At 58.9% G+C, this 24258-nt stretch carries 22 protein-coding genes and 1 tRNA gene; 11 read left to right on the forward strand and 12 right to left on the reverse strand.

The genetic code is table 11. The features are described from left to right. Window positions 1-69: 69 nt before the first annotated feature. Both ABD815_RS08570 and ABD815_RS08575 read right to left on the reverse strand, forming a co-directional pair. Window positions 70-4017 carry a translocation/assembly module TamB domain-containing protein gene (locus tag ABD815_RS08570; RefSeq protein ID WP_344846324.1) on the reverse strand — a complete coding sequence of 1316 codons (3948 nt, stop codon included), beginning with the start codon at window positions 4015-4017 and terminating at the stop codon, window positions 70-72. Then, entirely contained in the window at window positions 4014-5795 is a 1782-nt protein-coding gene (locus tag ABD815_RS08575) for an autotransporter assembly complex protein TamA (RefSeq protein WP_344846326.1), read from the reverse strand. The genes ABD815_RS08570 and ABD815_RS08575 overlap by 4 nt, the downstream gene beginning before the upstream one ends. 177 nt (window positions 5796-5972) lie before the next feature. Here ABD815_RS08575 and ABD815_RS08580 point away from each other — a divergent pair, with 177 nt between their 5' ends. Beyond that, the gene (locus ABD815_RS08580; RefSeq protein ID WP_344846328.1) at window positions 5973-6482 is read left to right on the forward strand and encodes a PhnA domain-containing protein; all 510 of its coding nucleotides are present in this window, start codon (window positions 5973-5975) and stop codon (window positions 6480-6482) included. Window positions 6483-6537: 55 nt separating this feature from the next. On the opposite strand, the gene ABD815_RS08585 is transcribed toward ABD815_RS08580, so the two are convergent. Beyond that, window positions 6538-6744, reverse strand: coding sequence for a cold-shock protein (locus tag ABD815_RS08585; RefSeq protein WP_344846330.1), 207 nt, complete (start codon window positions 6742-6744; stop codon window positions 6538-6540). Window positions 6745-7018: 274 nt separating this feature from the next. Here ABD815_RS08585 and ABD815_RS08590 point away from each other — a divergent pair, with 274 nt between their 5' ends. After that, a complete protein-coding gene (locus ABD815_RS08590; protein ID WP_344846332.1) occupies window positions 7019-7360 on the forward strand; it encodes a hypothetical protein in 342 nt (113 codons plus the stop codon). A 108-nt stretch (window positions 7361-7468) separates the two neighbouring features. On the opposite strand, the gene ABD815_RS08595 is transcribed toward ABD815_RS08590, so the two are convergent. From ABD815_RS08595 to ettA, 3 genes are all read right to left on the reverse strand, one after another. After that, window positions 7469-7711: a hypothetical protein gene (locus ABD815_RS08595; RefSeq protein WP_344846333.1), complete on the reverse strand. Its 243-nt coding sequence runs from the start codon at window positions 7709-7711 to the stop codon at window positions 7469-7471. A 108-nt stretch (window positions 7712-7819) separates the two neighbouring features. Beyond that, window positions 7820-8206 carry a DUF302 domain-containing protein gene (locus ABD815_RS08600; RefSeq protein WP_344846335.1) on the reverse strand — a complete coding sequence of 129 codons (387 nt, stop codon included), beginning with the start codon at window positions 8204-8206 and terminating at the stop codon, window positions 7820-7822. 112 nt (window positions 8207-8318) lie between these two features. Then, entirely contained in the window at window positions 8319-9974 is a 1656-nt protein-coding gene (gene ettA, locus ABD815_RS08605; protein WP_344846337.1) for an energy-dependent translational throttle protein EttA, read from the reverse strand. Between the two features lie 150 nt (window positions 9975-10124). On the opposite strand from ettA, the gene ABD815_RS08610 reads away from it, so the two are divergent. Together ABD815_RS08610 and dacB are read left to right on the forward strand one after the other, a co-directional pair. Next, complete coding sequence (locus ABD815_RS08610) at window positions 10125-10733, forward strand: nicotinate-nucleotide adenylyltransferase (protein WP_344846340.1); 609 nt, start codon at window positions 10125-10127, stop codon at window positions 10731-10733. Window positions 10734-10774: 41 nt separating this feature from the next. After that, window positions 10775-12298: a D-alanyl-D-alanine carboxypeptidase/D-alanyl-D-alanine endopeptidase gene (dacB, locus tag ABD815_RS08615; RefSeq protein ID WP_344846342.1), complete on the forward strand. Its 1524-nt coding sequence runs from the start codon at window positions 10775-10777 to the stop codon at window positions 12296-12298. On the opposite strand, the gene ABD815_RS08620 is transcribed toward dacB, so the two are convergent. Continuing rightward, window positions 12286-12729, reverse strand: a complete 444-nt coding sequence (locus ABD815_RS08620) for a tellurite resistance TerB family protein (RefSeq protein ID WP_344846344.1) — start codon at window positions 12727-12729, stop codon at window positions 12286-12288. The genes dacB and ABD815_RS08620 overlap by 13 nt on opposite strands. Window positions 12730-13049: 320 nt before the next feature. Between ABD815_RS08620 and ABD815_RS08625 the strand changes: the two genes are divergently transcribed. From ABD815_RS08625 to ABD815_RS08635, 3 genes are all read left to right on the forward strand, one after another. Beyond that, window positions 13050-14693 carry a lysine--tRNA ligase gene (locus tag ABD815_RS08625; protein ID WP_344846346.1) on the forward strand — a complete coding sequence of 548 codons (1644 nt, stop codon included), beginning with the start codon at window positions 13050-13052 and terminating at the stop codon, window positions 14691-14693. Between the two features lie 65 nt (window positions 14694-14758). Then, the gene (locus ABD815_RS08630; RefSeq protein WP_344846348.1) at window positions 14759-15157 is read left to right on the forward strand and encodes a DUF4864 domain-containing protein; all 399 of its coding nucleotides are present in this window, start codon (window positions 14759-14761) and stop codon (window positions 15155-15157) included. Window positions 15158-15329: 172 nt separating this feature from the next. Continuing rightward, window positions 15330-17621, forward strand: coding sequence for a right-handed parallel beta-helix repeat-containing protein (locus tag ABD815_RS08635; RefSeq protein ID WP_344846350.1), 2292 nt, complete (start codon window positions 15330-15332; stop codon window positions 17619-17621). Between the two features lie 54 nt (window positions 17622-17675). On the opposite strand, the gene ABD815_RS08640 is transcribed toward ABD815_RS08635, so the two are convergent. Then, window positions 17676-18167 (reverse strand): pyridoxamine 5-phosphate oxidase, encoded by a 492-nt coding sequence (locus tag ABD815_RS08640; protein ID WP_344846352.1) that lies wholly within the window; start codon window positions 18165-18167, stop codon window positions 17676-17678. 148 nt (window positions 18168-18315) lie between these two features. Here ABD815_RS08640 and ABD815_RS08645 point away from each other — a divergent pair, with 148 nt between their 5' ends. Together ABD815_RS08645 and ABD815_RS08650 are read left to right on the forward strand one after the other, a co-directional pair. After that, window positions 18316-18633, forward strand: coding sequence for an antibiotic biosynthesis monooxygenase family protein (locus ABD815_RS08645; protein ID WP_344846354.1), 318 nt, complete (start codon window positions 18316-18318; stop codon window positions 18631-18633). Further along, the gene (locus tag ABD815_RS08650; RefSeq protein ID WP_344846356.1) at window positions 18633-19226 is read left to right on the forward strand and encodes a rhodanese-like domain-containing protein; all 594 of its coding nucleotides are present in this window, start codon (window positions 18633-18635) and stop codon (window positions 19224-19226) included. Before ABD815_RS08645 ends, ABD815_RS08650 begins: the two co-directional genes overlap by 1 nt. A gap of 69 nt (window positions 19227-19295) precedes the next feature. Here the strand turns inward: ABD815_RS08650 and ABD815_RS08655 are convergent, their stop codons facing one another. Together ABD815_RS08655 and uvrB are read right to left on the reverse strand one after the other, a co-directional pair. Continuing rightward, a complete protein-coding gene (locus ABD815_RS08655) occupies window positions 19296-19550 on the reverse strand; it encodes a hypothetical protein (RefSeq protein WP_344846358.1) in 255 nt (84 codons plus the stop codon). A 62-nt stretch (window positions 19551-19612) separates the two neighbouring features. Further along, window positions 19613-21790: an excinuclease ABC subunit UvrB gene (uvrB, locus tag ABD815_RS08660; protein ID WP_344846360.1), complete on the reverse strand. Its 2178-nt coding sequence runs from the start codon at window positions 21788-21790 to the stop codon at window positions 19613-19615. Window positions 21791-22254: 464 nt separating this feature from the next. Between uvrB and ABD815_RS08665 the strand changes: the two genes are divergently transcribed. Together ABD815_RS08665 and ABD815_RS08670 are read left to right on the forward strand one after the other, a co-directional pair. Then, a complete protein-coding gene (locus ABD815_RS08665) occupies window positions 22255-22566 on the forward strand; it encodes an ETC complex I subunit (RefSeq protein ID WP_344846362.1) in 312 nt (103 codons plus the stop codon). Between the two features lie 79 nt (window positions 22567-22645). Beyond that, window positions 22646-22722, forward strand: a tRNA-Arg gene (locus tag ABD815_RS08670). 37 nt (window positions 22723-22759) lie between these two features. Here ABD815_RS08670 and ABD815_RS08675 read toward each other — a convergent pair. Together ABD815_RS08675 and ABD815_RS08680 are read right to left on the reverse strand one after the other, a co-directional pair. After that, a complete protein-coding gene (locus tag ABD815_RS08675; RefSeq protein WP_344846364.1) occupies window positions 22760-22948 on the reverse strand; it encodes a hypothetical protein in 189 nt (62 codons plus the stop codon). Between the two features lie 80 nt (window positions 22949-23028). Then, window positions 23029-24246: a TCR/Tet family MFS transporter gene (locus ABD815_RS08680; RefSeq protein WP_344846366.1), complete on the reverse strand. Its 1218-nt coding sequence runs from the start codon at window positions 24244-24246 to the stop codon at window positions 23029-23031. Window positions 24247-24258: the final 12 nt, after the last annotated feature.

Raw genomic sequence — 24258 nt, forward strand, 5'->3', positions numbered from 1 at the left:
GTCGGCGCTCCTTTTAGAGGTGACAGTATACCACCCCGGCACCAACTTCGCTTGACCAAGGTCAAACCGTCAGTAGTCCTTTTCGAAGAACACGCCCAATCCGGTTTCCCCATCTGACCCCAACGTGCCCTTGATCGTCACATTGTCCGTGGCATCGAGGTTCAGGTTAATCTCGGATCGTCCGTTGCTGTCGATTGTGACGTCCGTGTAGACCTTTTCGGAGAGGTATTTGCCGACGCGCAGGGAGGCATCGCCCTCCTCGGAGGTGGTCAGGTCCAGATCGTCGAGGCCGAAACTGTCACGAATATTGCCCACGAGACCGCCCCCGCCCCCCGTCAGCGTTGAAATCGCCGCGGCCATTTGTGCCGCCTGAATGGCTGTGATTTCCGTGATCCCGCGTCCAAAGAGCAGGCGGGAGAGGATTTCTTCTTCGGGCAGTTCCGGAGAGGATGCGAGAGTCAGTTCGGGCGTGCTCACGCGGCCGGAAAGGATGATCGAGACGGTGAGATCATCGGTGGTTGTGCTCGCCACGAGGCGCAAAGTGGGGTCGAGATCGCCACGCAGGGTCAGTTGTCCTTCCTGCATGTCGATCCGGTTGCCAAGGAGCGACAGACGCCCGCGCACGAGGTTGAACTGACCCACAGGAATGACATTTGCGGTGGTGCCGCGCACAGTGAGGGAGCCGCCCATTTCCGCATCCAACCCGCGCCCGCGCACGAATATCCGGTTCGCAGCGCTGACCCGCACATTGATGGGATAGGCCACGCGGGAGGCCGTGGTGGTGCTGCCTTCGCTGGCAAGAAGACCTGCGCGCTCTCTCGTTTGTGTGACATCGGATGGTGCCCCGAGATGTGTGACGTCGAGCACATCCTCGTTCGCGCCAAGCGCTGTGGGGTTGACCGAAATGTTCGTCTCGCCCAATTCCATCTGACCTGCGATGAGCGCACCACCGGATAGGTTGCCGGAAATGCTCAGATCGCCGGAAACGGATGTTCGATAGAGGCGGGGTTGTTCGAGAACGAGGTCACGCAGGCGGACGGCCAAGTCGGCGCGCAACCCCTCGGAGAGGCCGATCGGGCCGGCAAGCGACACTTGCCCGCCTGTTTCAGCCTGCGCAGTGATGTCGACGCGGGCTTCATTGCCCTGCAAGTCCACGGTGGCGGCGTTGATATCAAATGCGAGCGTCTGACTGACGACCACCAACCGCGCGCCTTGGGGTGTAGTAATGCGGCCCGAAAGTGAGCCGAGTTCGAGGGCCCCGTTGAGAGCGAGATCGAAGGCTGCGGTGCCCTGTAGCAAAGCCGCCGAGGTAAAGCTATTGACCAACCCCAGTGGCGCGGTGCCGTTAAGGTCGAGGTTCGCGGTTTTGAAGTCGTCCGACAGTGTGCCGGCAACACGCGCAGATGCACCACCTGGTCCGGTTGCATTCACGTCTGTGCGCCATGCAGTGCCCGATACCGCGCGCCCCAGTTGGCCGGTCACGGTCAATGGGCCGGACAAGCCAGTGCCAAGGCGAGCAACATCATCAAGGCGCGCGTTCAGATCGAGCGCCCCCTGACTGCCGGTAATGGCCCCTGACAGGGTGGCGTCGAGGGCGGCGGAGGAGAGCTGTCCACGCCGGACCGAAACCTCGGTCCCTTCGCGCGCGCCGGCGAAATCGATCACTGTGCGCGCACCGGTGAGCGCATCGACGCGGTCTATCCCTGTGACCAGATTAGTCGCGGTCGCCGTGGCCTCCATGTCAAAGCTTTGGGCGTCGAGAGACATCCGGCCTGCGTATTGCGCATCCAGTCCACCGCGGAGCGGATACCCGACGAGCGGGGCAAAGACAGACAGGTCGGTCGCAGAAAGGTCGACTGTGCCATCGAAGACGGGCGCGTCAGTGTCCAGATCGGTGAACCGCCCCGCGCCCTGTGCGTCGAGTGTCGGTGTCGCGACCTTGAATTGGCTCAGTGAAATACCGCCTGCGTCGCGCGCCGCGGCGATGTCGATGGTCGTGCGCGCACCGGGAATGCGATCGAATTTTGCCATGCCGGTCTGAAGGTCCGTGGCCACGGCGGTGCCGCGCAGATCAAATCGGGACGCATCGAGAAAAAGCGCACCTTCGAGGTCGGTTTGGAGGCTACCTGACAGGTCTTGACCGGCAAGGGCGGAGAATACAGAGAGATCGCGAGCGTCGGCTGATATCTGACCGTCAAAGGATGATTTTCCATCACGATCGCTGGACAGAACGCCAGTCGCCGTGGCGTCCAGAGTGGGTGTCGCCAGAACAATGTTGCGCAATTGCAGTCCGGTCTCGTCGCGTTTGGCGTCCAGCTGGATCGCCGTGGTCGCGCCAGCAATCGGGTCGATTTGCGCCACCCCGGTCTGGAGGTTCTGCGCATTTGCGTTCAGGTCCAAATCGAACCGTCCGTCGAGCAGATGCAATGTTCCACGTCCCTTGGCGGAGGCACTGCCGGCGAGGTCCATGTCGGAGATTTGCGCAAACCGCGCCAAATCAGGGGCATTGGCCCAAAGACTTCCTGTAAATTCGAGGCCTGTCGAAAGACCGCCAAGGCGCCCGGCCGCTTCTAGTCGCGCGTCGCCTGCGTCGATGGCAAGGCTGTCGAAAACCATGGGCTGACCGTCCCGCCAGCGCAATGCGCTGCGAGCGGATAGGATGGGTCCAACGGCAGTGGCCAGCGCCTCGTCGTCGAACAGGATGCCCAGTGCATCAATATCGATTTCCGCCGCGACGGCGCGCAGCAACGTGGCGAGGTCGGTGCCTTCACGCGCGATGGTGCCGCCACCGCTGAGAGCGATAGTGTCCACGGAAAGGCCGTCACGTTGCAGGTTCGAAATGTCCCCGCTCAACGTCCATGCCTCCCCTTCGGCGCGGTCATATCGGGCGATTAGTTCTGCGCCGTCGATAAAGGTGCGTGTCCCGGCAGTCGGCAGGAGGACTGCGCGGTTGTCGGGGTCTGCGATCTTGCCCGAGACGCCAAAGGCCGTGGGCAGGCCGTCGGCGGCCAGATCCAGTGAGCCGAACAGGGACAGGGCACGGGTTGAAAGGGTAAAACGGTCAAGCGAAAGCTGTCCGTCGGGGTATGTCGTCCCCGTGGCCTGTAGCGCCGAGTTTGTGCCGAAAAAGGCGGCATACTCCGCAATGACCAGCGGCGACATGTCGCCTGCAAGGTCAACGTCGAATACCCGCGCAGGTGGCGTTTCGGGGTCCGCTGGCACATCTTCTGCGGCGCGAATGGCGACAGTGCCGGTTAGGCGCGGTTGGTTTTCGGTGCTTAGCGCGATTTCAGCCGCAAAATCATCTAGGGGACCTTCTCCGGCGACACTCAATGCGAGTTCCGGTGCGCGCGGCAGGTTGATAAGCCCCGCAACGATGCCCCCCGCGGCCTCGGTGAGGGACAGGTCAAGGGCAAGAATTTCGGTGTCATTGGAATAGGACGCATCGACGTTGAAATTGCCCTCTGGTCCGTCGAGGCGCGCGATGTCCAAGTGGGCAGCGCCCGACCCATCTGCCAGTTGGAGCGCGCCGCTCACAGAGATGTCCACCGACCCGCCGATGCGCAAAACAGAGGCACCAAGGCGGACACGCTCCGCTTCGATTGCGCCAATGTCGATGGCGACCGGCAGGTCGGGCAAGGCAAATGGGGTGGCCTGTGGCGTTGGTCCATCGGATGGCACCGTCGGCAGGCGGGTGAGTTCTATGCTCTGCGCGGACAAGCGCGTCACATCCAGCCGACCGGTTAGAAGGGCGCGCCGGTTCCAGTCGAGAACCGCATTTTCCAACGTGAGCCAGACGCCGTCTTCGTCGGCGATGGTCAGGAGGTCGAGGGTCGCCTCATTCGAGAGAACGCCCCGAAATCCTTCGATCCGGATGTCACGGCCTGCGCTCGACAGGTTGTCTTCGATAAAGGCGACGATCAGCGAGCGATCGCGTTCGGTTTGCGCGGTATCGTCCTGCGCGAAAAGGGCGGTAGGAACGATCAGAGTCGCGGCTATGGTGAGGGCGCGTTTCAAAATGCTTGACCAATCCCGATGTAGAACTGCACGCCCGAACCGGTGTCTCCACTCACAGGAGCCGCCACGTCTAGACGGATCGGACCAAAGCCGGTGTCGTAGCGTAGGCCTAGGCCCGCACCGGAATGCCACTCTGCGTTTTCTCCGGGCAGATCGGGTCCTATGCCGCCGATATCGTAGAAACCCACGACCTCGATTTTCTCGGATATGCCGGCGCGAAGCTCGGTTGAAAGTCCGATGAAACCGGTCCCGCCTATTTCAATGCCGCCCCCGAGGTCCACGCCGAGCGATTTGTAGGGTTGGCCACGAACTGTCCCGCCGCCGCCGGAAAAGAACAGCATTTCAGGAGGCACATCCGCACCCTCGGCACCAAAAATCGCGCCGAGCTGCAATCGGCCTGCGAGGGTGAAACGGTCATCCGTGCCAAAGGAAAAATAGGTGCGCCCGTCCGCATGCACACGTGTCCCCGACGCGGATCCATCGACACCAATAAATGGCGTTATTTCAGCGGCATAGTAGTAGCCGGATGTGGCGTCGAGCGAATCGTCACGTTCGTCACGATACCCTTCGATCGGGAAAATCACGTGGCGGAAACGGCGCGTTCCCAGATCGTCTTGCACTTCGGAGTAGCGATAGCCGATGGCGAATTCGAAGTTCGAAAAGGCGTCCGTTTCGACCTCGGCACCGACGGTAAACTGGCCGCTCTTTTCGAAATATGTGGGGTCTTCGGTCTGGGCAACTTCGATACCCAGGACGAGCGTAGTCTTGCGCGTCGGTGTCGCAGGTCGCCGGTACGTTGTGGCCAGTCGATAGTCGACGCCGGTATTGCCCCCGATACCTGAAATCGAGGCGTCAAAGCGAAGCCGGTCGGCGCGATTGGTGATGTTTCGGTGCATCCAATATGCCGTGACAGCCCCGCCCTCAAGCGAAGACACCTCTGCGCCGAATCCAAAGCGGCGTGGTTCGGCCTCTTCCAGTAGGACAGTGATGTCGAGTGTGTCGTCGGGGTTGAGCGTTTCAGCCTCGCGCACCGTCACCGACCGGAAGGTTCCCGTGCGCTGCAGTCTGCGCGAAACCCGCAAGAGGGCATCGGGATCAAAGGCCTTACCTTCAGGCAGGTTCGCCATGCGCCGCAGGTGGTTTTCGCGCACGCCTGTGTCACCGGAAAAGCTAAGCTTGCCAAACCGGACTTCGGGGCCGGGATCAATGGCTAGAGCGACGTCCAGTTCTTTGTTGGGATGGTCGGCGACAATGCTCTGGTCTGCGAGGCGCGCCTTGGCGTAGGACACCGCGCGCCAGCCGGAAACAGCGGCATCTTTTGCTTCACCAACGACCGGTGCGCGGGCAATGGCGCCCGCGGCGAATTCGGTTGGCAGCACGGTGTTGGGCGCGAGCGGTGCCACGATGGTTTTACCAAAACGGAAACGGGGCCCGGGGTCGACCGTGATCACAACGTTGCCCACGGACGCGGGCAGGGAGATGAGCGACATATCCGCCGCTTCTCGCCCGTCAACGCGGATCGAAACGCTAGGGCCATAATAGCCTTCGCGGTAGAGGGAGCCGACGATGTTGCGATAGTCGGCTTGGGCGGCGGCGATGATTTCGTCGGGGCGCGTGACGTCGTCGTTGTCCGCGATGGCGAGCGCAGAGGCCGCGCGGATTGCGCGTTTGGTATCCTTGTCGTCGCCGCTGATCTCAAAAGTGGCGTCGAAAGCCGCGGCACTTGACGCCGCGACGCCAATGCATAGTGCGAAAGTGGTTAGTCTAAAACTGCTCACGAAGGCCCCACCCCGTATGGCGTCACTTTTAAAACGCGTTATGACTATGCGGCTTTCGCGCGTCAGATGCCAGTGGTCGTCACGGGGAGTTTATGTGGATTTTGGTGGTCGGCGCAATGCGTCTTGTCGCGATCTTGGCGCGCGCCTAGGGTAGGCCTGTATTGTCAGGAGGCGCATGTGGACGGGTGTGAAATTTGTGGCGCATTTTCGCCTTTGGTCGATACGCCTGTGGCGCCGCGAACCGATGTGGCCCGCCTATGTGGAACCTGCGCAGCGGGGCTTCGGGGCGAGGCGGTTCCGGACGGGCACTGGCAGGCGCTGACGAATGCCATGTGGTCGCAAAACGACGCGGTAAAGGTGCTCGCGTGGAGGCTTTTGAACAGGTTGCGTGCTGAGGGCTGGGCGACAGACGCGCTCGACATGCTTTATCTTGAGCCTGAGGTGGAAGCTTGGGCAAAGGCGGTAGGACCGGAGGTCATCCATCGCGATAGCCTTGGCGCGGTTCTATCGGCGGGCGACAATGTCACGCTCATCAAGGATTTACAGGTCAAAGGCGCGGGGTTCACCGCAAAGCGGGGAACGGCAGTTCGCGGTATCTCACTCGTGGCGGATAATGCAGGGCAAATTGAAGGGCGTGTCGAAGGTCAGCGGATCGTGATCCTCACCGAATTCGTGCGCAAGCGCTAAAAACAAAAACGCCCGCAAATGCGGGCGCTTTCTCTTTCTAACCAAGCAGTTAAGCTCAGAGCAGTTCGAGGTTCACTGCGGATTCGCGACCGTCACGGCCAGCTTCGATGTCGAAAGTAACTTTCGCGCCATCTTTGAGACCGGTGAGGCCGGAGCGCTCAACAGCAGAGATGTGAACGAACACGTCTTTTTTGCCGCCTTCGGGCTCGATAAAGCCGAAACCTTTAGTAGAATTGAACCATTTCACGGTGCCATTAGCCATCGTGTGTACTCCTAAATTACGTTGCCCGCGGAGTTGCGGCAACTTGGCTCAGTCAAGCGTCGATCGAGGACTGTGGCCGATGAAGGAGAACAGAAGGGTCGAAAGAGATAACGTAGCAATCGCGCATATGACAGGTTTTTGGCGGGATGTATAGGGGAATTGCTCTGGGTCGGCGGAGGCCCGCTAAGTGACGAGGGTTTCGATTTTTTCACCCTTTCTGCCGTGTATGCAGCGGCTATGCTGCACGTGCAGAATCGTCATTGGGGGAAGTAACATGTTCAAATTCTTACGTTTTGGCCGAGGCCACAAAGCCGAGGTCGCGATTGAGTCGCAGCGCCAGACTTTTGAACGGCTGGTTAGTGAACTCAATGAAGCGCTCGATACACTGCCCGACAAGCCGGCAGTGACGATCGACCCTGCGACGGGCCATGTTGCTTTCGATTTGCCGGAACATTTTCCCGATGAAGCGCTTGCTTTGCCCGCGCCGACGCCTGCGGAAAAGGGCGAGGACGTGATCGTGGACGAGGCAGCCGAAGAGGTCGCTGAGACCGCCGAGGCGGCCGAAGATGCGGTTGAAGATGTTGTCGAAACGGCTGTCGAAAAGGCCGCAAAGTAACGGCGCATTTAAGGACCTCCGGCGTTGGCCGAATCTAACCCACAAACCATGTAAAATTGCGAACCAAGTCGCGCCGCCCCGGCCAATCTATGGCCGAGGCGGATGCAGTCAATCGGCCGCAATTCCGGCGCCATCGGGTTTGCCGACAGTGGGGTCGAGTTTGCCACGGGCGCGTTGGACCATGACGCCGCGCATCTCATCTTCGCCGGGCGTATTGATGCTCTGTGCCTGATTTTCAGTATGGTATTGTTCAAGGATCACGTCATTTGCCGTGGCCCAAGGGTTGTTATGGCCTGCAAACGCGGGAGCGGCCAGAACGACAAAGGCCACGGGACGGATCAAGTTTTTCATGCGCCATAATTCTTCTTTAGTTTCTCAATGCGTGCATAAATAAGAATATTTGCATTCAAGGATAGTGGCGATGTTTCCAGCAGCGAATTTTCGCGCAGAAAACGCATGTTAGATCGCGGCAATCGCGCCTTTGAGCATTTCGCCGACCTGACCGGCGAGATCGGGCAGATCGGGGTTGTCGATTGCGGCCATGGACGCGCGCGGGTTGATGGCGGAGACTTCGACGCCCTCTGGCGTGTCGCGCAGGATCACGTTGCAGGGCAGCATCGCGCCGACCCGCGGTTCCATCTGGATCGCTTCATAGGCCATCGTGGGATTGCAGGCGCCGAGGATGCGGTAGGCGGGCATGTCGCGGTCGAGTTTCTTTTTCATCGTCGCGGCGACATCAATCTCGGTGAGGACACCAAACCCTGCGTCCTGAAGCGCCTTGCGCGTGCGCGCATCCACGGCGTCAAAATCAGCATCGGTGATGAGGCGGTTGAAGGTGTAGGACATTTTGGATCTCCCATTGGTGTTAAGGGATATGTGGGGTGTTGGTGGGGGTTGGGCAAGTGGGGGAGGGCGCGGCGCACGCATAACAAAGGCGCCCGAGGGCGCCTTTGTTTGTTTAGCGGACAAACTTCTTATGCTTGAGCCGCTTCGGCTCCAGCGCATCTGCTCCAAGTCGTCTCTTCTTGTCTTCTTCATAGTCCTCGAAGTTGCCCTCGAACCATTCGACATGCGCTTCACCTTCAAAGGCGAGGATGTGGGTACAAATGCGGTCGAGGAAGAAGCGGTCGTGGGAGATGACCACGGCGCAGCCGGCGAAGTCGGTCAGCGCGTCTTCTAGAGCGCGGAGTGTTTCGACGTCGAGGTCGTTGGTCGGTTCGTCGAGGAGGAGGACGTTCCCGCCGTCTTTGAGCAGGCGGGCGAGGTGGACGCGGTTACGCTCACCACCCGACAGGATGCCGACCTTTTTCTGTTGGTCGCCGCCTTTGAAGTTGAAGGTCGAGCAATAGGCACGCCCGTTCACTTCGGCGTCGCCGAGTTTGATAATGTCCTGACCGTCGGCAATCGCTTCAAAAACGTTGGCGTTGGGGTCGAGGTCATCACGGGACTGGTCGACGTAGCTGAGTTTGACGGTGTCGCCGTATTCAACGGTGCCTGCGTCGGGTTTTTCCTGACCGGTGAGCATCTTGAACAGAGTGGATTTACCCGCGCCGTTGGGGCCGATCACGCCGACAATGCCGCCGGGGGGCAGCGAGAAGGAGAGGTTTTCGATCAGGAGTTTGTCGCCCATGTGCTTTTTGAGGCCGTTTACTTCGATCACCTTGGAGCCGAGGCGGGGGCCGTTGGGGATGACAATCTGGGCGCGGGTGATTTTGTCGCGCTCGGACTGACCGGCGAGCTCGTTATAGGCGTTGATACGGGCCTTTTGTTTGGCCTGACGGGCTTTGGCGCCTTGGCGGATCCATTCGAGTTCGCGTTCCAGCGTCTTCTGTTTGGATTTGTCTTCGCGCGCTTCCTGGGACAGGCGTTTTGCCTTTTGTTCGAGCCAGGCGGAGTAGTTGCCTTCATAAGGGATGCCTGCGCCGCGATCGAGTTCGAGGATCCAGCCGGTGATATCGTCGAGGAAGTAGCGGTCGTGGGTGACGATAAGGATGGTGCCTTTGTAGTCGATCAGGTGCTGTTGCAGCCATGCGATGGTTTCGGCGTCGAGGTGGTTGGTCGGTTCGTCGAGGAGCAGCATGTCGGGCGCTTCGAGCAGCAATTTGCACAGCGCGACACGGCGTTTTTCGCCGCCCGAGAGGGTGGTGACATCGGCATCATCGGGCGGGCAACGCAGGGCCTCCAGAGAAACGTCGATTTGCGCGTCGAGGTCCCAGAGATTCTGGCTGTCGATTTCGTCCTGGAGTTTTGCCATCTCGTCGGCGGTCTCGTCGGAGTAGTTCATCGCGAGGTCGTTGTAGCGGTCGAGGATGGCCTTTTTGTCCGCCACGCCGAGCATCACGTTGCCGCGTACATCGAGAGACGGGTCGAGTTCGGGCTCCTGCGGGAGGTAGCCGACGCGTGCACCTTCGGCGGCCCATGCTTCGCCTTGGAAGTCTTTGTCGATGCCGGCCATGATCCGCATGAGGGACGATTTACCGGTGCCGTTGACACCGACGACGCCGATTTTAACGCCGGGCAGGAAGTTCAAGCGGATATTTTCAAAGACCTTTTTCCCGCCGGGATAGGTCTTGGACACGCCGTCCATGAAGTAGACGAATTTATTGGCTGCCATGGGGGACTCCGTGAATGGGTTTGGCGCTGAATACCGGAGCGCGACGCGCGGGGCAATGGGGCGTCAGTTTTCGCCCCGAGGCATGGATTCATGGGACCGTTACTTAGCGCGACGATTGACAATAGGAACTGTGCCCAGCAATCAGAGGCGGTGAGACATTCGCTACCATATGCCCGCGCCGGTCAGGTGATCGGTTTGCTCGGGGGATCGTTCGACCCCGCGCATGAAGGGCACGTGCATATCACAAAAATGGCGCTGAAACGGTTCGGGTTGGATCGAGTGTGGTGGCTGGTCAGTCCGGGCAATCCGCTAAAACAGGCAGGGCCTGCGAAGATGGAAAAGCGCCTAGCACATGCGCGTGCGGTTATGGACCATCCCCGAGTGCAGGTTACTGATATCGAAACACATACGGGGACGCGGTACACGGCGGCGACATTGGAGGCCCTCCAGCGTCTTTATCCCGGTGTGCATTTCGTGTGGCTGATGGGGGCGGACAATCTTGCGCAGTTTCATCGTTGGCAGGATTGGCAGGGAATTATGGAGCGGGTTGCAGTCGGCGTCATTGCCCGTCCGGGAACGCGTGGAGCTGCGCGAAATTCGGTGGCAGCCCAGACCTTTGGCGCCGCGAAATTACCCGGGCGCGCATCGCGGTTGTTGGGGCGGCGCACGCCACCGTGTTGGTGTTTCATCAATGTGCCCATGAGTGACGCCTCCTCTACACGCATTCGTCAGGCCGGTGAGTGGAAAGCCGACACGTGAGGGATTGCCCTTTGGTGCCAACGAAGGCTTAATTCGCGCCCATGACAGGCAAGAATACAAACCGCACAACACATCCCGTCGCCGCTCGCTTATCACGACGCGGTGCGATCGGGCTGCTTTTGGGTGGTGTAGCGCAGGCGGCCTTTGGCGAGCCAGTGGTGCGCTCCCCCCTGCCTTTGGCGCGCCCCACCGGTTTGGGTCTGCGTGCGATCCCGGATGGCGACCAGATTGTTGACGAAGCGGGGCTGTCTGGCGCGGTATCCTATGCGTTGGCCGATGTGGCAACGGGCGCAGTTCTAGAAATGCATGATCCGCTGCGCCAGTTGCCGCCCGCCTCCGTGGCAAAGGCGATGACGGCGCTCTATGCGTTAGAAACGCTGGGGCCGGAGTATCGATTTAGCACGCGAGTTTTGGCGACCGGACCGGTCGTGGAGGGCGTCGTGCAAGGGGATGTGATCCTCGCAGGCGGCGGTGATCCCACGTTGGACACCGATATGTTGGCAGGTCTCGCCAAGTCAGTGGTGGATGCGGGCGTGCACGGTGTAACGGGGCGGTTTCTGGTGTGGGACGGAGAATTGCCGCGAATACAGGAAATCGACGCGACCCAGACAGAATACGCGGGATACAACCCCACGATTTCAGGGCTCAATCTCAATTACAACCGTGTGCATTTCGAGTGGAAACGGGGTTCGGACGGGTACTCCGTCAAAATGGACGCGCGCGCGCAAGCCCACGCCCCGGATGTGCGCATTGCGCGGATGGTCATCTCTGATCGTGCGGTGCCGGTGTTTGATCATGAGCCGGGTGAGAGTGTGGACCGGTGGTCAGTCGCACGCGGCGCTTTGGGTAACGGGGGCGCGCGGTGGTTGCCGGTACGATTGCCCGCACTTTATGCGGGAGAGGTTTTCGTCGCCTTGTGCGGTGCACAAAGCCTACGGTTGCCCCGAGCCGAGCGAGTGTCCGATTTACCGGAAGCCAAGGATCTGGCGCGCCATGACAGCCCGCCTTTGACGCATATGCTGCGCGATATGTTGAAGTACTCAACGAACCTGACAGCAGAAGTAATTGGCATCGCGGCGAGCCATGCGCGGGGTGGGCGAATTACATCCTTGGAGGCCTCTGCGCGGCGTATGAACGCGTGGGCGCGCGTTCGGCTCGGGATGCGACATATGTCTTTTGTTGATCATTCCGGCCTTGGCGGCGCGTCAGAAGTGTCTGTCGCGGATATGGTCAAAATGCTGTCCGCGCAGGGTGTCGAGGCGCAGTTGGCCCCGATTCTGAAACCAATTCCGGTTTACGACCTAGATGGCAATGCTCTCGATCCGCCTGTGTCGGTGGTGGCAAAGACCGGAACGCTCGATTTCGTTTCAACGCTCGCGGGCTACGTGACGGCACCGGGCGGAAAGCGGATGGCGTTCGCGATTTTTGCCGGTGATGAGGCAACGCGCGCCGCGGCCAAAGCGAATGGCGCAGAGGTGCCGCGCGGCGCGAAGACTTATAATACCCGTGCCAAACGGATGCAGCAGGCGCTTTTGCGGCGCTGGGGCGCCTATTACGCGCTCTGATCTTCGGGGTGGAAGTTCATATAGCGTGCGCGTGCACCCCGTTCGATCGCGGCCGCGTGCAACCGGTCGATTGACAGCTCGTAGCGGATTTCTTCGAGCAGGCGTAGTTCCGCCTCATAGGTGTGACCATCGGCTGCCGCGACATCGCAGGCCAGAGCATAGGCTGTTTCATGCAGGTAGTCGGGCAGGTTGTCTCGGATCAGGCCAAATAGTGCGTCCAGACCGTCCTCTTCGCCGAACAGATCGAACACTGTCGAAGATACGGTTTTGATGCGGTCGGGATCGAAATCCGCGAAAACCGGTAGATGGTTCACGATGTTTTCGATCGTGATAAGCTCGGAAGTGCGGATGTTCTCGTCGGACATTGACACGGCAATCATCACGGCGACGAGGCAATCCTGCGGCGTGAGGGAATGGGGCATGTCTGTCATTTTGTTTTCACTTTTTTTACCACACCTGAAGATATGCCTCCATACCGCTACCGGCAAGGGTGGTGGTCATGGGTGAGGAGAATTTTCGAATTTAGGTTGTGGTCTGCATCAAATTAGCCAGACACCATCGCGACAAAGGCTCCTCGGCAAACTGCGATGTTGAAGTGCACTTCGAAAGGCAGCGCACAGGTTTGGAAGGCTTGCAGGAAATTGGGGCAACTGCGTCATGAATGTATGGAAATTCTTGACCATGCGGCCAGCCCGCAATAGGAACCGGACTTTGCGGGAACCCTTCCGCGATGGATCAAGGAACGCCTCAGATGAGTGACCTGCGCGACGCCGGAATGACCACGAAAGCCTGGCCTTTTGAAGAAGCGCGGGCGGTGCTCAAACGGTATGAGGCGTCCAAGACCAAGAAGGGCTATGTGCTCTTTGAAACCGGCTATGGTCCCTCGGGTCTGCCCCACATCGGGACTTTTGGCGAAGTCCTGCGCACGACAATGATCCGGCGCGCCTTTTCGGTGATCTCGGATATTCCGACGCGGCTGATTTGTTTTTCCGATGACATGGACGGGATGCGCAAAGTTCCGGGTAATGTGCCCAACCAGGAAATGCTGCGCGAAAACACACAAAAGCCACTGACCTCGGTGCCCGATCCGTTTGAAGAGTTCGAAAGCTTCGGTGCGTATAACAATGCCATGTTGCGCCGGTTTCTGGATACCTTCGGGTTTGATTACGAATTCTACTCCGCCACGGATTTCTACAAATCGGGCCAGTTCGACGAGGTGCTCAAGCGTGCCGTCGACAAGTATGATGACGTCATGAAAGTGATGTTGAAGTCTCTGCGCGATGAGCGTCAGCAGACATATTCGATCTTCTTGCCTATTCACCCCGAAACGGGGCGGGTTCTCTACGTGCCAATGAAGTCGGTAAACCGTGACGACTACACGATCACTTTCGACGACGAAGACGGACGCGAGTGGACGTTGCCCGTGACGGGCGGCAATGTGAAATTGCAGTGGAAACCTGACTTCGGCGCGCGTTGGGCGGCGCTGGATGTCGATTTCGAGATGTACGGTAAAGACCACAGCACTAACACGCCGATCTATGACCGGATTTGCGAGATCCTCGGCGGTGTGAAACCCGCGCATTTTACCTATGAGCTGTTTCTGGATGCAAATGGTCAGAAGATTTCGAAATCGACGGGGAACGGCCTGACCATTGATGAATGGTTGACCTATGCCTCGACCGAGAGCCTGTCGTATTTCATGTATCAAAAGCCGAAAACGGCAAAGCGGATGCATTTCGATGTGATCCCGCGTGCGATGGACGAGTATCACCAGCAGCTGCGCGCCTACGCGACGCAGGATGCGGCCCAGCGTGTGAACAATCCGGTGTTCCATATCCACGGAGAGGATGTGCCGGCCTCTGACATGGTCGTGCCGTTTTCGATGCTCCTCAACCTTGCCTCCGTGGCGGGTGCTGAGGAAAAGGACCAGCTCTGGGGTTATATCCGCCGCTATGCGCCCGATGCGTCGCCTGAGGGCAATCCGCAGTTGGACGCCGCCGCAGGCTATGCTGTGCGCTACTACAATGATTTCGTGAAACCCGAGAAGGTGTTTCGCGCACCAACCGAGGCCGAGCGCGCCGCGATGGAAGACCTGCGCGCGGCCTTTGGGTCGCCCGAAGTTGCACTCGCACAGATCGCGAAAAAGAACGCCGCTGCGGGCGTCGACGAGGCATTGCCTGTCGCCGATATGTCGGATGGTGATTTCCTGCAGTCCATCGTTTTTGCAGTCGGCAAGAACCATGGGTTCGAAAACCTGCGTGAATGGTTCAAAGCGCTCTACGAGGTGCTTTTGGGACAATCGCAAGGGCCACGTTTTGGCTCCTTTGCCGCCCTCTACGGTGCCGAAGAAACCCGTGTGCTTATCGAGCAGGGGTTGAACGGCGAGTTGGGTTAAAACCTGACGTCTTGAATTGACCCTCCGGCGGGCTAGCCTTTTGGCAGTCTTTCGGAGGGTTTTTCATGTTTGCACAACGAATTTCAGCCACCCTATTTGCGCTGTGCCTGCCGCTATCGGCGATGGCCGATGCGGTGACGGATGTCATTTCCGATCAACTCGGCGCATTTGCCGCGCGCGATGTGGCGCGGGCGTGGGGCCATGCAAGCCCTATGATCCAAGGCATGTTCGGATCCCCCGAGAATTTCGAGATGATGGTGCGCAATGGCTATAGCGTCATCTGGGACAATCGCGGGGCGACGTTTTCTGAGCGCATTGAACAGGACGGCCGCCTGCGCCAGACGGTGGTGATCAAAGGCGAAGGCGGTGCGCTGCAGGCATTCGAATACGACATGGTCGAAACGGACGCGGGGTGGAAGATCAACGGGGTGCGCCCTGTCGAAATGCCGGATTTTGCCGTTTAGCGTTGCGTGCATGCGGCTAGGGCGCGCGCAGGTGTAACCGCGAAGTCAGGGGTGAGAGGGTAAACCGCTTTTCATATCGGGACACACGCGCCTGACCGAACCTACGGCCGGTTAATGACGGGCTGTGAGTTTGGGGGTCGCGTCTGTCCTTTCCGATGTGAAAGGGGCTTCGATGAACAAGGCGATTACGGACGGGTTGGTGCTTATGCCGCCGGCATTTGCAAACGGGTTGGGCCAATGGTCCAGCGAAGATGGTACGGTGGGGTCGGCGACCTATGCAGGCGCACCCAACGCCGCAATCGTAGCGGCGGATGCCGATTTCGGCGGGTGTCTCGAGATCGTCAAGCAGGCCTCGGTCACCAAATTGCGCTACATGGGCGAGACGCCTTTGCTGCCTGGCATGTACCTTCGCATCACAGCGCGCATCAAAGCGGTATCGGGCAATTTGCCCTCTGTACGCATTGCCGGTTGGGCCGGTGCGAGTGGCCAGACCCATGTATCCGGCTTAGTCGAGACGGGCGAAACTGTCGCGCTTACCTCCTATGGCGAGGTGGTTGAAGTGTCCGCGATTGTGGGGTCCGGCGCGCGCAGCGGCGTGGACATGCCTTGGGGCCTGTCTTCGATTTACGGCCACTTCGGACTCGACCTGACCGGCTCCAATGGGGGCACAGTGCGCATTGATGACATCCGGATCGAGGATGTCTCCGGTTTTTTCCTCGCCGACAGCTCTGGCGTCATTGATGTTCGCGACTTTGGCGCGGTGGGCGACGGGACCACAGATTGTCTGGCCGCGTTCAATGCCGCAGATGCGGCGGCCAACGGGCGCAAAATCATCGTGCCGACCGGGTCCTACAGGATCGCAGGCAATTTGACATTGGTGCATGAACCGGTGTTTCAGGGCACTTTGGTCATGGCTGACGGGGATCGTCTCGCGTTGCGACGGGGCTTTGATCTCAACAGTTACATCGATGCGTTTGGCGATGAAGAACTGGCGCTGAGAAAGGCGTTTCAGGCGCTTTTGAACTACACGGATCACGAAGCGCTTGATCTTTGCGGGCGTCGGATCGAAATCACGTCGCCAATCGACGTAGCCGCCGCTGTTGGCAATCAATCAAGCTTTGAAATCCGGCGATTGATCCACAACGGCCAAATCAACGTGCAGGCTTCCAGTGCGTGGGACAGCGACGTAGTGACTTCGGCAGGGGCCTACTCAGTCGCCAATCCGCGCCAATTGACCAACGTGGCCAATGTCGCGAACGTGGCCGTCGGTAGCCTCGTGACGGGGCAGGGCGTCGGTCGCGAGGTCTATGTGGAGGCGGTGAACGTCGGGGCGCAAACCGTGACCCTGTCGCAGCCTCTATTTGCAGCCCCCGGATCGCAGACCTATACGTTCACGCGTTTCAAATATGCGCTCGACTTCTCCGGCTTTTCCAAACTGTCCCAGATTGAGATCAGCCATGTCGAGTTTTTGTTGAACGGACGTGCATCCGGCATTCTGCTCGCGCCGGCGGGTAACAATTTCTCGGTCAAGAACTGCCATTTCAAATCGCCGCTCAACCGTGGGATCACCTCGCATGGGGGAGGGTGCCAGGACCTGCACATCGACAATTGTTCGTTCGTTTCCAATGAACAAGACGTCCGTGCCGAGAACCGTCAGTCCATCGCTTTCAACGTGAACGGGAATGATACAAAAATCCGCGACAGCCGGTTCCAGCGGTTTGGTCACACCGCCATCTGTTTTGGCAACGGTCACCTGTTCACAGGCAACCACTGGTTTCAGGGCGATGGCGATACGGACAGCCCGCGTTTGGCGGGATTGGTGTTCACCTATCCCAATGTCAAATCCGTCGTGACAGGCAACTATATCGACAACTCGTTTATCGAGATGACGAACGAACATGATGCGCAGCCCGATTTTTCCAACGAATACTCCTTTGGCGGGCTCACGATTACGGGCAACATTTTCACCGTGAACGATAGTGCGGACTGGTTCAGCTTTATCGTGGTGAAACCCTATGGACCGGGGCACTTTATCCAAGGTCTCTCAGTACAAGGGAACACGTTCAAATCGCTCAATGGCTTTATTGAACGAATTGATCGCGTCGACACGACCTATGCTGATCTTGACTATGGTCGGATGCGAAACGTCGTCTTCGCCGGCAACACTTACAATGGTGTGACCGACAAAAGCTATAACCCCGTTTCGCTCGAGTTTTCGCAAAACACCGAGGCGACGACATGGGTTCTCGATTTCTCGGAGTACCTGCCGTTCAAAGGCTGGGCGCGGTGTGTGGAAAGCGTGGTGCCTGTCGGGGCGCTGACTTCTGTTGCGGGGCAAGGTGTCTATGAAACGCCCTATGCCACCTTGGCATATGGTGCGGAATCCAACAGCGCTGCGATCACGTTCAAGACCGCTTGCAAAGGCACAGTGCAAGTTGTGGCACGGGTCGATCGACCGGTCTAAGGGCCGCTTACACCAAAGTTCAAAACGCCGGCCCCATTTTTGGGGCCGGTTTTTTCAGGGCAGGTCCGTTTTGCATAGGCGGAAGGCTTTGCCAAATCCGCCGTTCAAATCGGCACCCAGAGGCGTGAACCGGACAAAGTTGAAATCGCCAAAGTCGATGTAGAGCGCGGCCTTCGGATGGCGTTCCAGCCAAAGTGCGCGCATCGCGACCCGTTCGCGGGCATCGCGGGGGATGAATGCGGCATCGGCGGCCAATGTCAGTCGAGGGAAGGCGAGTGGATCGCCCTTGTCAGGGGCTTCCCCAATCAGCAGCGACGCAACTGGGCTCTGTTTCATGAGCGATGCATGCTTCGAGAGATCGGAGACCAGCGTGAAGTAGCCAAGGTCAGGATCGTGCACAAAGGCGATGCGGGTCACGTGAGGGCGCGCGGCGTCCGCATCCCAAAGACCAAGTGCGGCGATCCGCGCACCCGTTAGAATACTGGCGGCGAGTGCGCGTGCCTCGTCGTCAGTCTGACGGATCGGGGATGTCGGTTTGTCGCTCATGGCCGGATGCTAAGCCCTGCCAAGCGCACAAGGCAAGCGATCTGCATTTGCATTTGCGTGCTGCAACCTGTCGCGGTTCGAGAGAGTGAACAGTGGCTTCAATTGCGCCAAACCGTGGTAGGATGGGGTAAGCAAGGGAGGAGAAACCATGCTCACCATTCAAACTGGCACCGGCCATCAGACAGTGCTCACAACATTTGAAACCACACCTGCTTCGGCTCTTGACCTGCTTGAGGCATTGCAGGCGGCCTACGCCGAATGCATTTCAAAACAACCCGGCTTCATCGCCGCTGCGCTGCATATGAATGATGCTCAGACGCGGGTGGCGAATTATTCGCAATGGGAGAGACGGGAAGACTATCAGGCGATGTTACGCAGCGACGAAATGCGCAAACGCAATCGCGAAATCAACCAGATGTGCAAGACCTTCGAGCCGGTCATGTACGATGTGCAGGGAGTATACTGATGCGGTATTTTGGACTGGCGTTTGCGTTGGTGATCGGCGCGGCAGGAGGAGTGATGGCCGACCCTGTTGGCATCACGAAGGATATGATGAGCGTGACTGTAGAAACAGCTGCGGGTCCTGTTGAGATATCCCGTGTGCAGGACAATGCGGCGGTGATCGAAGGCGATTTCGCCCAAATCGCGCGGCCCTGCCCGAATTTCTGTATTCAGCCGATGATCCCCGCCGAGGGTGTGACCCCGATCGGGGAGTTGGAGTTGCTCGGGTTCCTAGATGATCCCGATGTGGTGGTCATCGACGGTCGCGTGCGCCCCGATTTCGAAGGTGGCTCCATCCCCGGAGCGGTGAACGTGCCCTATACGGAGGCCGCCGACCGCCTCGGCGAATTGGGATGTGAGCCGGACTTTGATGGGTTCATCTGCGACGGGCCGGAGGTTAAATCGGTGGCTCTCTACTGCAATGGCCCATGGTGCGGACAGAGCCCGACCGCGGCGCGGCGCATGATCGAGGCGGGGTTTCCGGCGGACAAAATCTACTACTACCGCGCGGGCATGCAGGGGTGGCGAATGCTGGGGCTGACGGTGACGGGGGACTGATCGAAGTCGCACGCGAAACGCGTGAGAATGCGCGCGTCTTTTCCATCTAGAAGGACATTTGGGGCGCGATCAGGTGTCCGTGACGGCCCTGATGGTGAGCCAGTCATCAATGAACCCGTTCACCGGGGATGGCTCGGCCGTGTCCATGATCGGCTTACCACCAAATGCCACAATACCCGTGGTCGTTTTGAGCGGCGCCTGACCCAACCCTACTTCCCCGATCAAGTCGCTTTGGCCACTGGACGTATCGAGGCTCTGAGGAAATTCGCCCGAACATGCGGCCAGTGCCTCAAGAACGAGTATCGGTCGCCATTTTATAGACATTCTTTCGCGATGCGCCCTTGGCCCAACCTCAAACCGAAATCGGATTTACAACAACAGTGTCGCTATCGTTTGCGACGCCCCGCGTTACCACCCCTTTGCCCCGGGCGACCGGCTGTTGAACGGCCGCTTTTCGCTTTCGACGTCTCCACCGCCGCGTCGACGGCGGATTGGCGGGCCAGTGGGTCGTCGTGCAGGACGAGATCGACGGTTTCGAGGCGTTTGACTTCGTCGCGCAGACGCGCGGCCTCCTCAAATTCGAGGTTCTCGGCTGCTTTGCGCATGTCGGTTTTGAGACCCTCAAGGACGGCGGCGAGATTTGCGCCCGCGTGGGCCTTGTCGACCGTGGCGGTGACGCGGTTCATATCGACGTCGCCTTTGTAGAGGCCGGCGAGGACATCCTCGACGTTCTTTTTGACCGTTTCCGGGGTGATGTTGTGTTCCACGTTATAGGCGTGTTGGCGTTCACGGCGCCGTTCGGTTTCGCCCATGGCGCGTTCCATCGATCCGGTAATGCGGTCGGCGTAGAGAATAACCTTGCCCTCGGCGTTACGCGCGGCGCGCCCGATAGTCTGGATCAGCGAAGTCTCGGAACGCAGGAAACCTTCCTTATCCGCGTCCAGAATAGCGACGAGGCCGCATTCGGGGATGTCGAGGCCCTCGCGCAGAAGGTTGATCCCGATAAGCACGTCGAAGGCCCCCAACCGCAGGTCGCGCAGGATTTCGATGCGCTCGATGGTGTCGATGTCGGAGTGCATGTAGCGCACGCGGATACCCTGTTCGTGCAGGTATTCGGTCAGGTCCTCGGACATGCGTTTGGTCAGCGTGGTGACGAGCACGCGGGAGTCATTGGCGGCCTGTTTTCGACATTCGTCGAGAAGGTCGTCTACCTGGGTTTCGACGGGACGAATTTCGATTACGGGATCGAGTAGACCCGTGGGTCGGATGATCTGTTCGACGAAAACGCCGCCGGATTGCTCAAGCTCCCATGACGCAGGCGTAGCCGACACGAAGACGGACTGCGGACGCATGGCATCCCATTCCTCGAATTTGAGAGGGCGGTTATCCATGCAGGATGGCAGGCGGAACCCGTGTTCGGCCAGTGTGAACTTGCGCCGGTAGTCACCGCGATACATGCCGCCGATCTGGGGCACAGAGACGTGGCTTTCATCGGCGAAAACGATGGCATTGTCGGGGATGAATTCGAATAGCGTGGGGGGCGGTTCACCCGGTGCGCGACCTGTGAGGTAGCGCGAATAGTTTTCGATCCCGTTGCACACACCCGTGGCCTCCAACATCTCCACATCGAAGTTGGTGCGTTGTTCGAGGCGCTGCGCCTCCAGCAGTTTGCCTTCGTTGGTGAGTTGATCGAGGCGCTGACGCAATTCCTTTTTGATGCCCACGATGGCCTGTTTCATCGTTGGCTGGGGCGTGACGTAGTGCGAATTCGCGTAGATGCGCACCTTGTCGAAGGTATCGGTCTTCTCGCCGGTCAGCGGATCGAACTCCGTGATCGTTTCCAACTCTTCGCCAAAAAACGACAACTTCCACGCGCGATCATCAAGGTGCGCCGGCCAGATTTCGAGGCTATCCCCCCGCACGCGGAACGTGCCGCGCTGGAACGCGGAGTCGTTGCGTTTGTAGGCCTGCGCGATGAGGTCGGACATGATTTGGCGTTGGTTGTATTCGCGCCCGACGAGGAGATCCTGGGTCATCGCACCGTAGGTTTCCACGGCCCCAATGCCATAGATGCAGGACACGGAGGCGACAATGATCACGTCGTCACGTTCAAGAAGCGCGCGGGTCGCCGAGTGGCGCATTCGGTCGATCTGATCGTTGATCTGGGATTCCTTCTCGATGAAGGTATCCGAGCGCGCGACATATGCCTCGGGTTGGTAGTAGTCGTAGAAAGAGACGAAATACTCCACCGCGTTGTCGGGGAAGAACCCTTTGAATTCGCCATATAGCTGGGCAGCCAAAGTTTTATTCGGGGCGAGGATAATTGCGGGGCGCTGCGTCTCTTCGATGACCTTGGCCATCGTAAACGTCTTACCGGTCCCTGTTGCCCCCAAAAGCACCTGATTGCGCTCACCGTTTCGGATCGCCTCTGTGAGTTCGCGGATCGCAGTAGGTTGATCGCCCGCCGATTCAAAGTCGGTGTTCAACACGAACTTCCGCCCCCCTTCGAGCTTCGGGCGCGAACGCACGTCTGGTGCGGGGGAATGGAGGATCGGTAGGTCCATTGGGGGAACTCGGCGGTTTGGGTGGGGTCGTTAACAAGTGATCCCTTTTTGTTCACGTTTCAAGTCGTTCAAGAAAAATGTCGCATGACTTGATGACGGAAACTGGCAGGAGGATGCTCTGATGGCCAAAAAGGTTAAGAAATCATTACACCTCAGGGGAGAGTAATGAATAAAAAATTACAACTTAAACGATATTAAAGCTTGCTTTGAATGATCTCGCGCCGTAGCTTTTAAGGGCAAGCAGCAGACTTGGCTGCCCGGCCGCGGGTGACGAACCCACCCCACCCCTCACTCCCTCAGTCGCGGCTGGGCAGCCTACACTACCTCCATCCTATAACCCGTATGATCCACCCCGATCATACGGGTTTTTAGGTGTCCCCCGCCGATAGGCCGTCGTGCGCCCAAGGGCTTGCAACGATGGGCATAAACGGGGATAAGTCGGGCATATGTAAGAGGAGTCGACGATGCGTGCTCGTATCTACCAACCGGCCCGGAATGCAATGCAGTCCGGCCAAGGCAAAACAAAGCTTTGGGTTCTCGACTTTGTGCCCGCATCCCACCGCGACATTGATCCGTTGATGGGGTGGACATCGTCAAGCGACACGCAGAGCCAGGTCCGCCTGCGTTTTGAGTCCAAAGAGGCGGCAGTGGCCTATGCAGAGGCAAATGGCATCGACGCCGTAGTGCAAGAGCCCAAACCGCGCTCGCATAACATCCGGCCCGGTGGCTATGGCGAAAACTTCGCGACTCAAAGACGTATGCCCTGGACCCATTGATCCGGCTTTGTCATCACGTTATTCAGAGCGCCGGTTCACAAATGACCGGCGCTTTTTGGTCGAAAGACGACGCAAGTGCGGTCCCTTAGCTCAACTGGATAGAGCAGCTGACTTCTAATCAGCAGGTTTGGGGTTCGAGTCCTCAAGGGATCGCCACCTAATTCACCTAGACCGCTAAGACAGACGGGCCGCATCAGGCCTCTATGTTGCGTTCTATCCGAGCGTATTGTTTTGCGCGTTCTTCTGACGAAGCATTTTTGGCACGGCGCTGCAGCGCGATGCTTGCGGCGCTCGGTTTTTCGGCCTTTTCAATTTTGGCGTAGTGAACCAGCCGAGCTTCTTTTGAGGCGGCATGTGCCTTGTCTACGATATGTTTTGACATCTCAAATCCTCCTTTCAGGGAATATGACCATAGCACAGTTGTTTTGGTTCGTCCTGTGGTCAGGTCAAAGCGCGCGGTTTCTAGCGCAGATTTGCCCCGACACCGCGTCGCCACGACATCAATAGCGCGACGCAAATGATCGTGAGTACACACGACAGTAGGAAAGGCGCACCTGGGAGATAGATCGGCGCCGTGTCGCGCGAGAAAATTGCGAAAATCTCCGTCATTACCAGCGGGCTCACAATCGTCGCGAGGGCCGCAATCGCACCTAGAACGCCCTGCATTTCGCCCTGCTGGTCCTCCGGCGTGGCGCGGCTCAGGATCGCCTGTACGGCGGGCATGGCAATCGAGGCGATGCCTGTGCTCACGGTGAGGATCCACACGACAACCACGCTCGTCGTGAAGCCGAACAATGCAAAGGCCACGATATCAACCACCATTGCTGCAATGGCGACGCGGTACCCGCCGAGGAGTTTGGTTAATGGGCCAATCATAAACGCCTGCGCGACACCCATCGCGAGGCCAAAGGCAAAGAGAGTGAAGCCGATCATGCGCGCGTCAAAACCGAACAATTCCTGACCGTAAAATGCCCAGATTGCGGGGTAGACGAAGAAGGCAACTTCATAGAGCCCGAAGACGACGAGGAGCGGGGCGACGCCGCGCAGGGATCCAATGGCGCGAAAGGCAGCAAAGGGGTTGACCCGCGCAAGGGTGAATTTGCGCCGTTTCGTTTTGGGTAGGCTTTCGGGCATGACGAGAATTCCGAAAATGGCGTTCGCACCGGCGAGGATCGCGGCGGCGTAAAACGGGGCCCGCGTATCAATTCCCGCTAGCATCCCACCAATGACCGGACCCAAAGCAAAGCCGATGCCGATGGCCGCATTGACCAGACCGAAATTGCGTTCGCGATCTTCGGGGGCAGAGATGTCTGCCATATAGGCCGATGCTGTCGAATGCGTGGCCGCAGTCATCCCCGCGACGAGGCGTCCGATCAGGAGCAACCAGATCGTGCCCGCAACCGCCATGATGAGATAATCAACGCACAGCACAAGCAGCGCCGAGATCAGGACCGGTTTGCGACCGAACCGATCCGACAGGTTGCCTACAAGCGGCCCAAAGAAAAACTGCATAAGCGCATAGCCGGTCGCAAGCACACCGCCCCAAATGGCCGCATCGGCAAGCGCGCGTCCGGTGACTTCGCGGATCAGGTCCGGCATCACGGGGAAAATCAGTCCCACGCCAATCCCGTCGATAAGCAATGTGACGACGATAAAGACGGTGGCGAGGCGGTGTTGCATGGTTTGGATGTG

Origin of the sequence: Celeribacter arenosi, assembly GCF_039539485.1 — a bacterium.
Lineage (GTDB): Bacteria > Pseudomonadota > Alphaproteobacteria > Rhodobacterales > Rhodobacteraceae > Celeribacter > Celeribacter arenosi.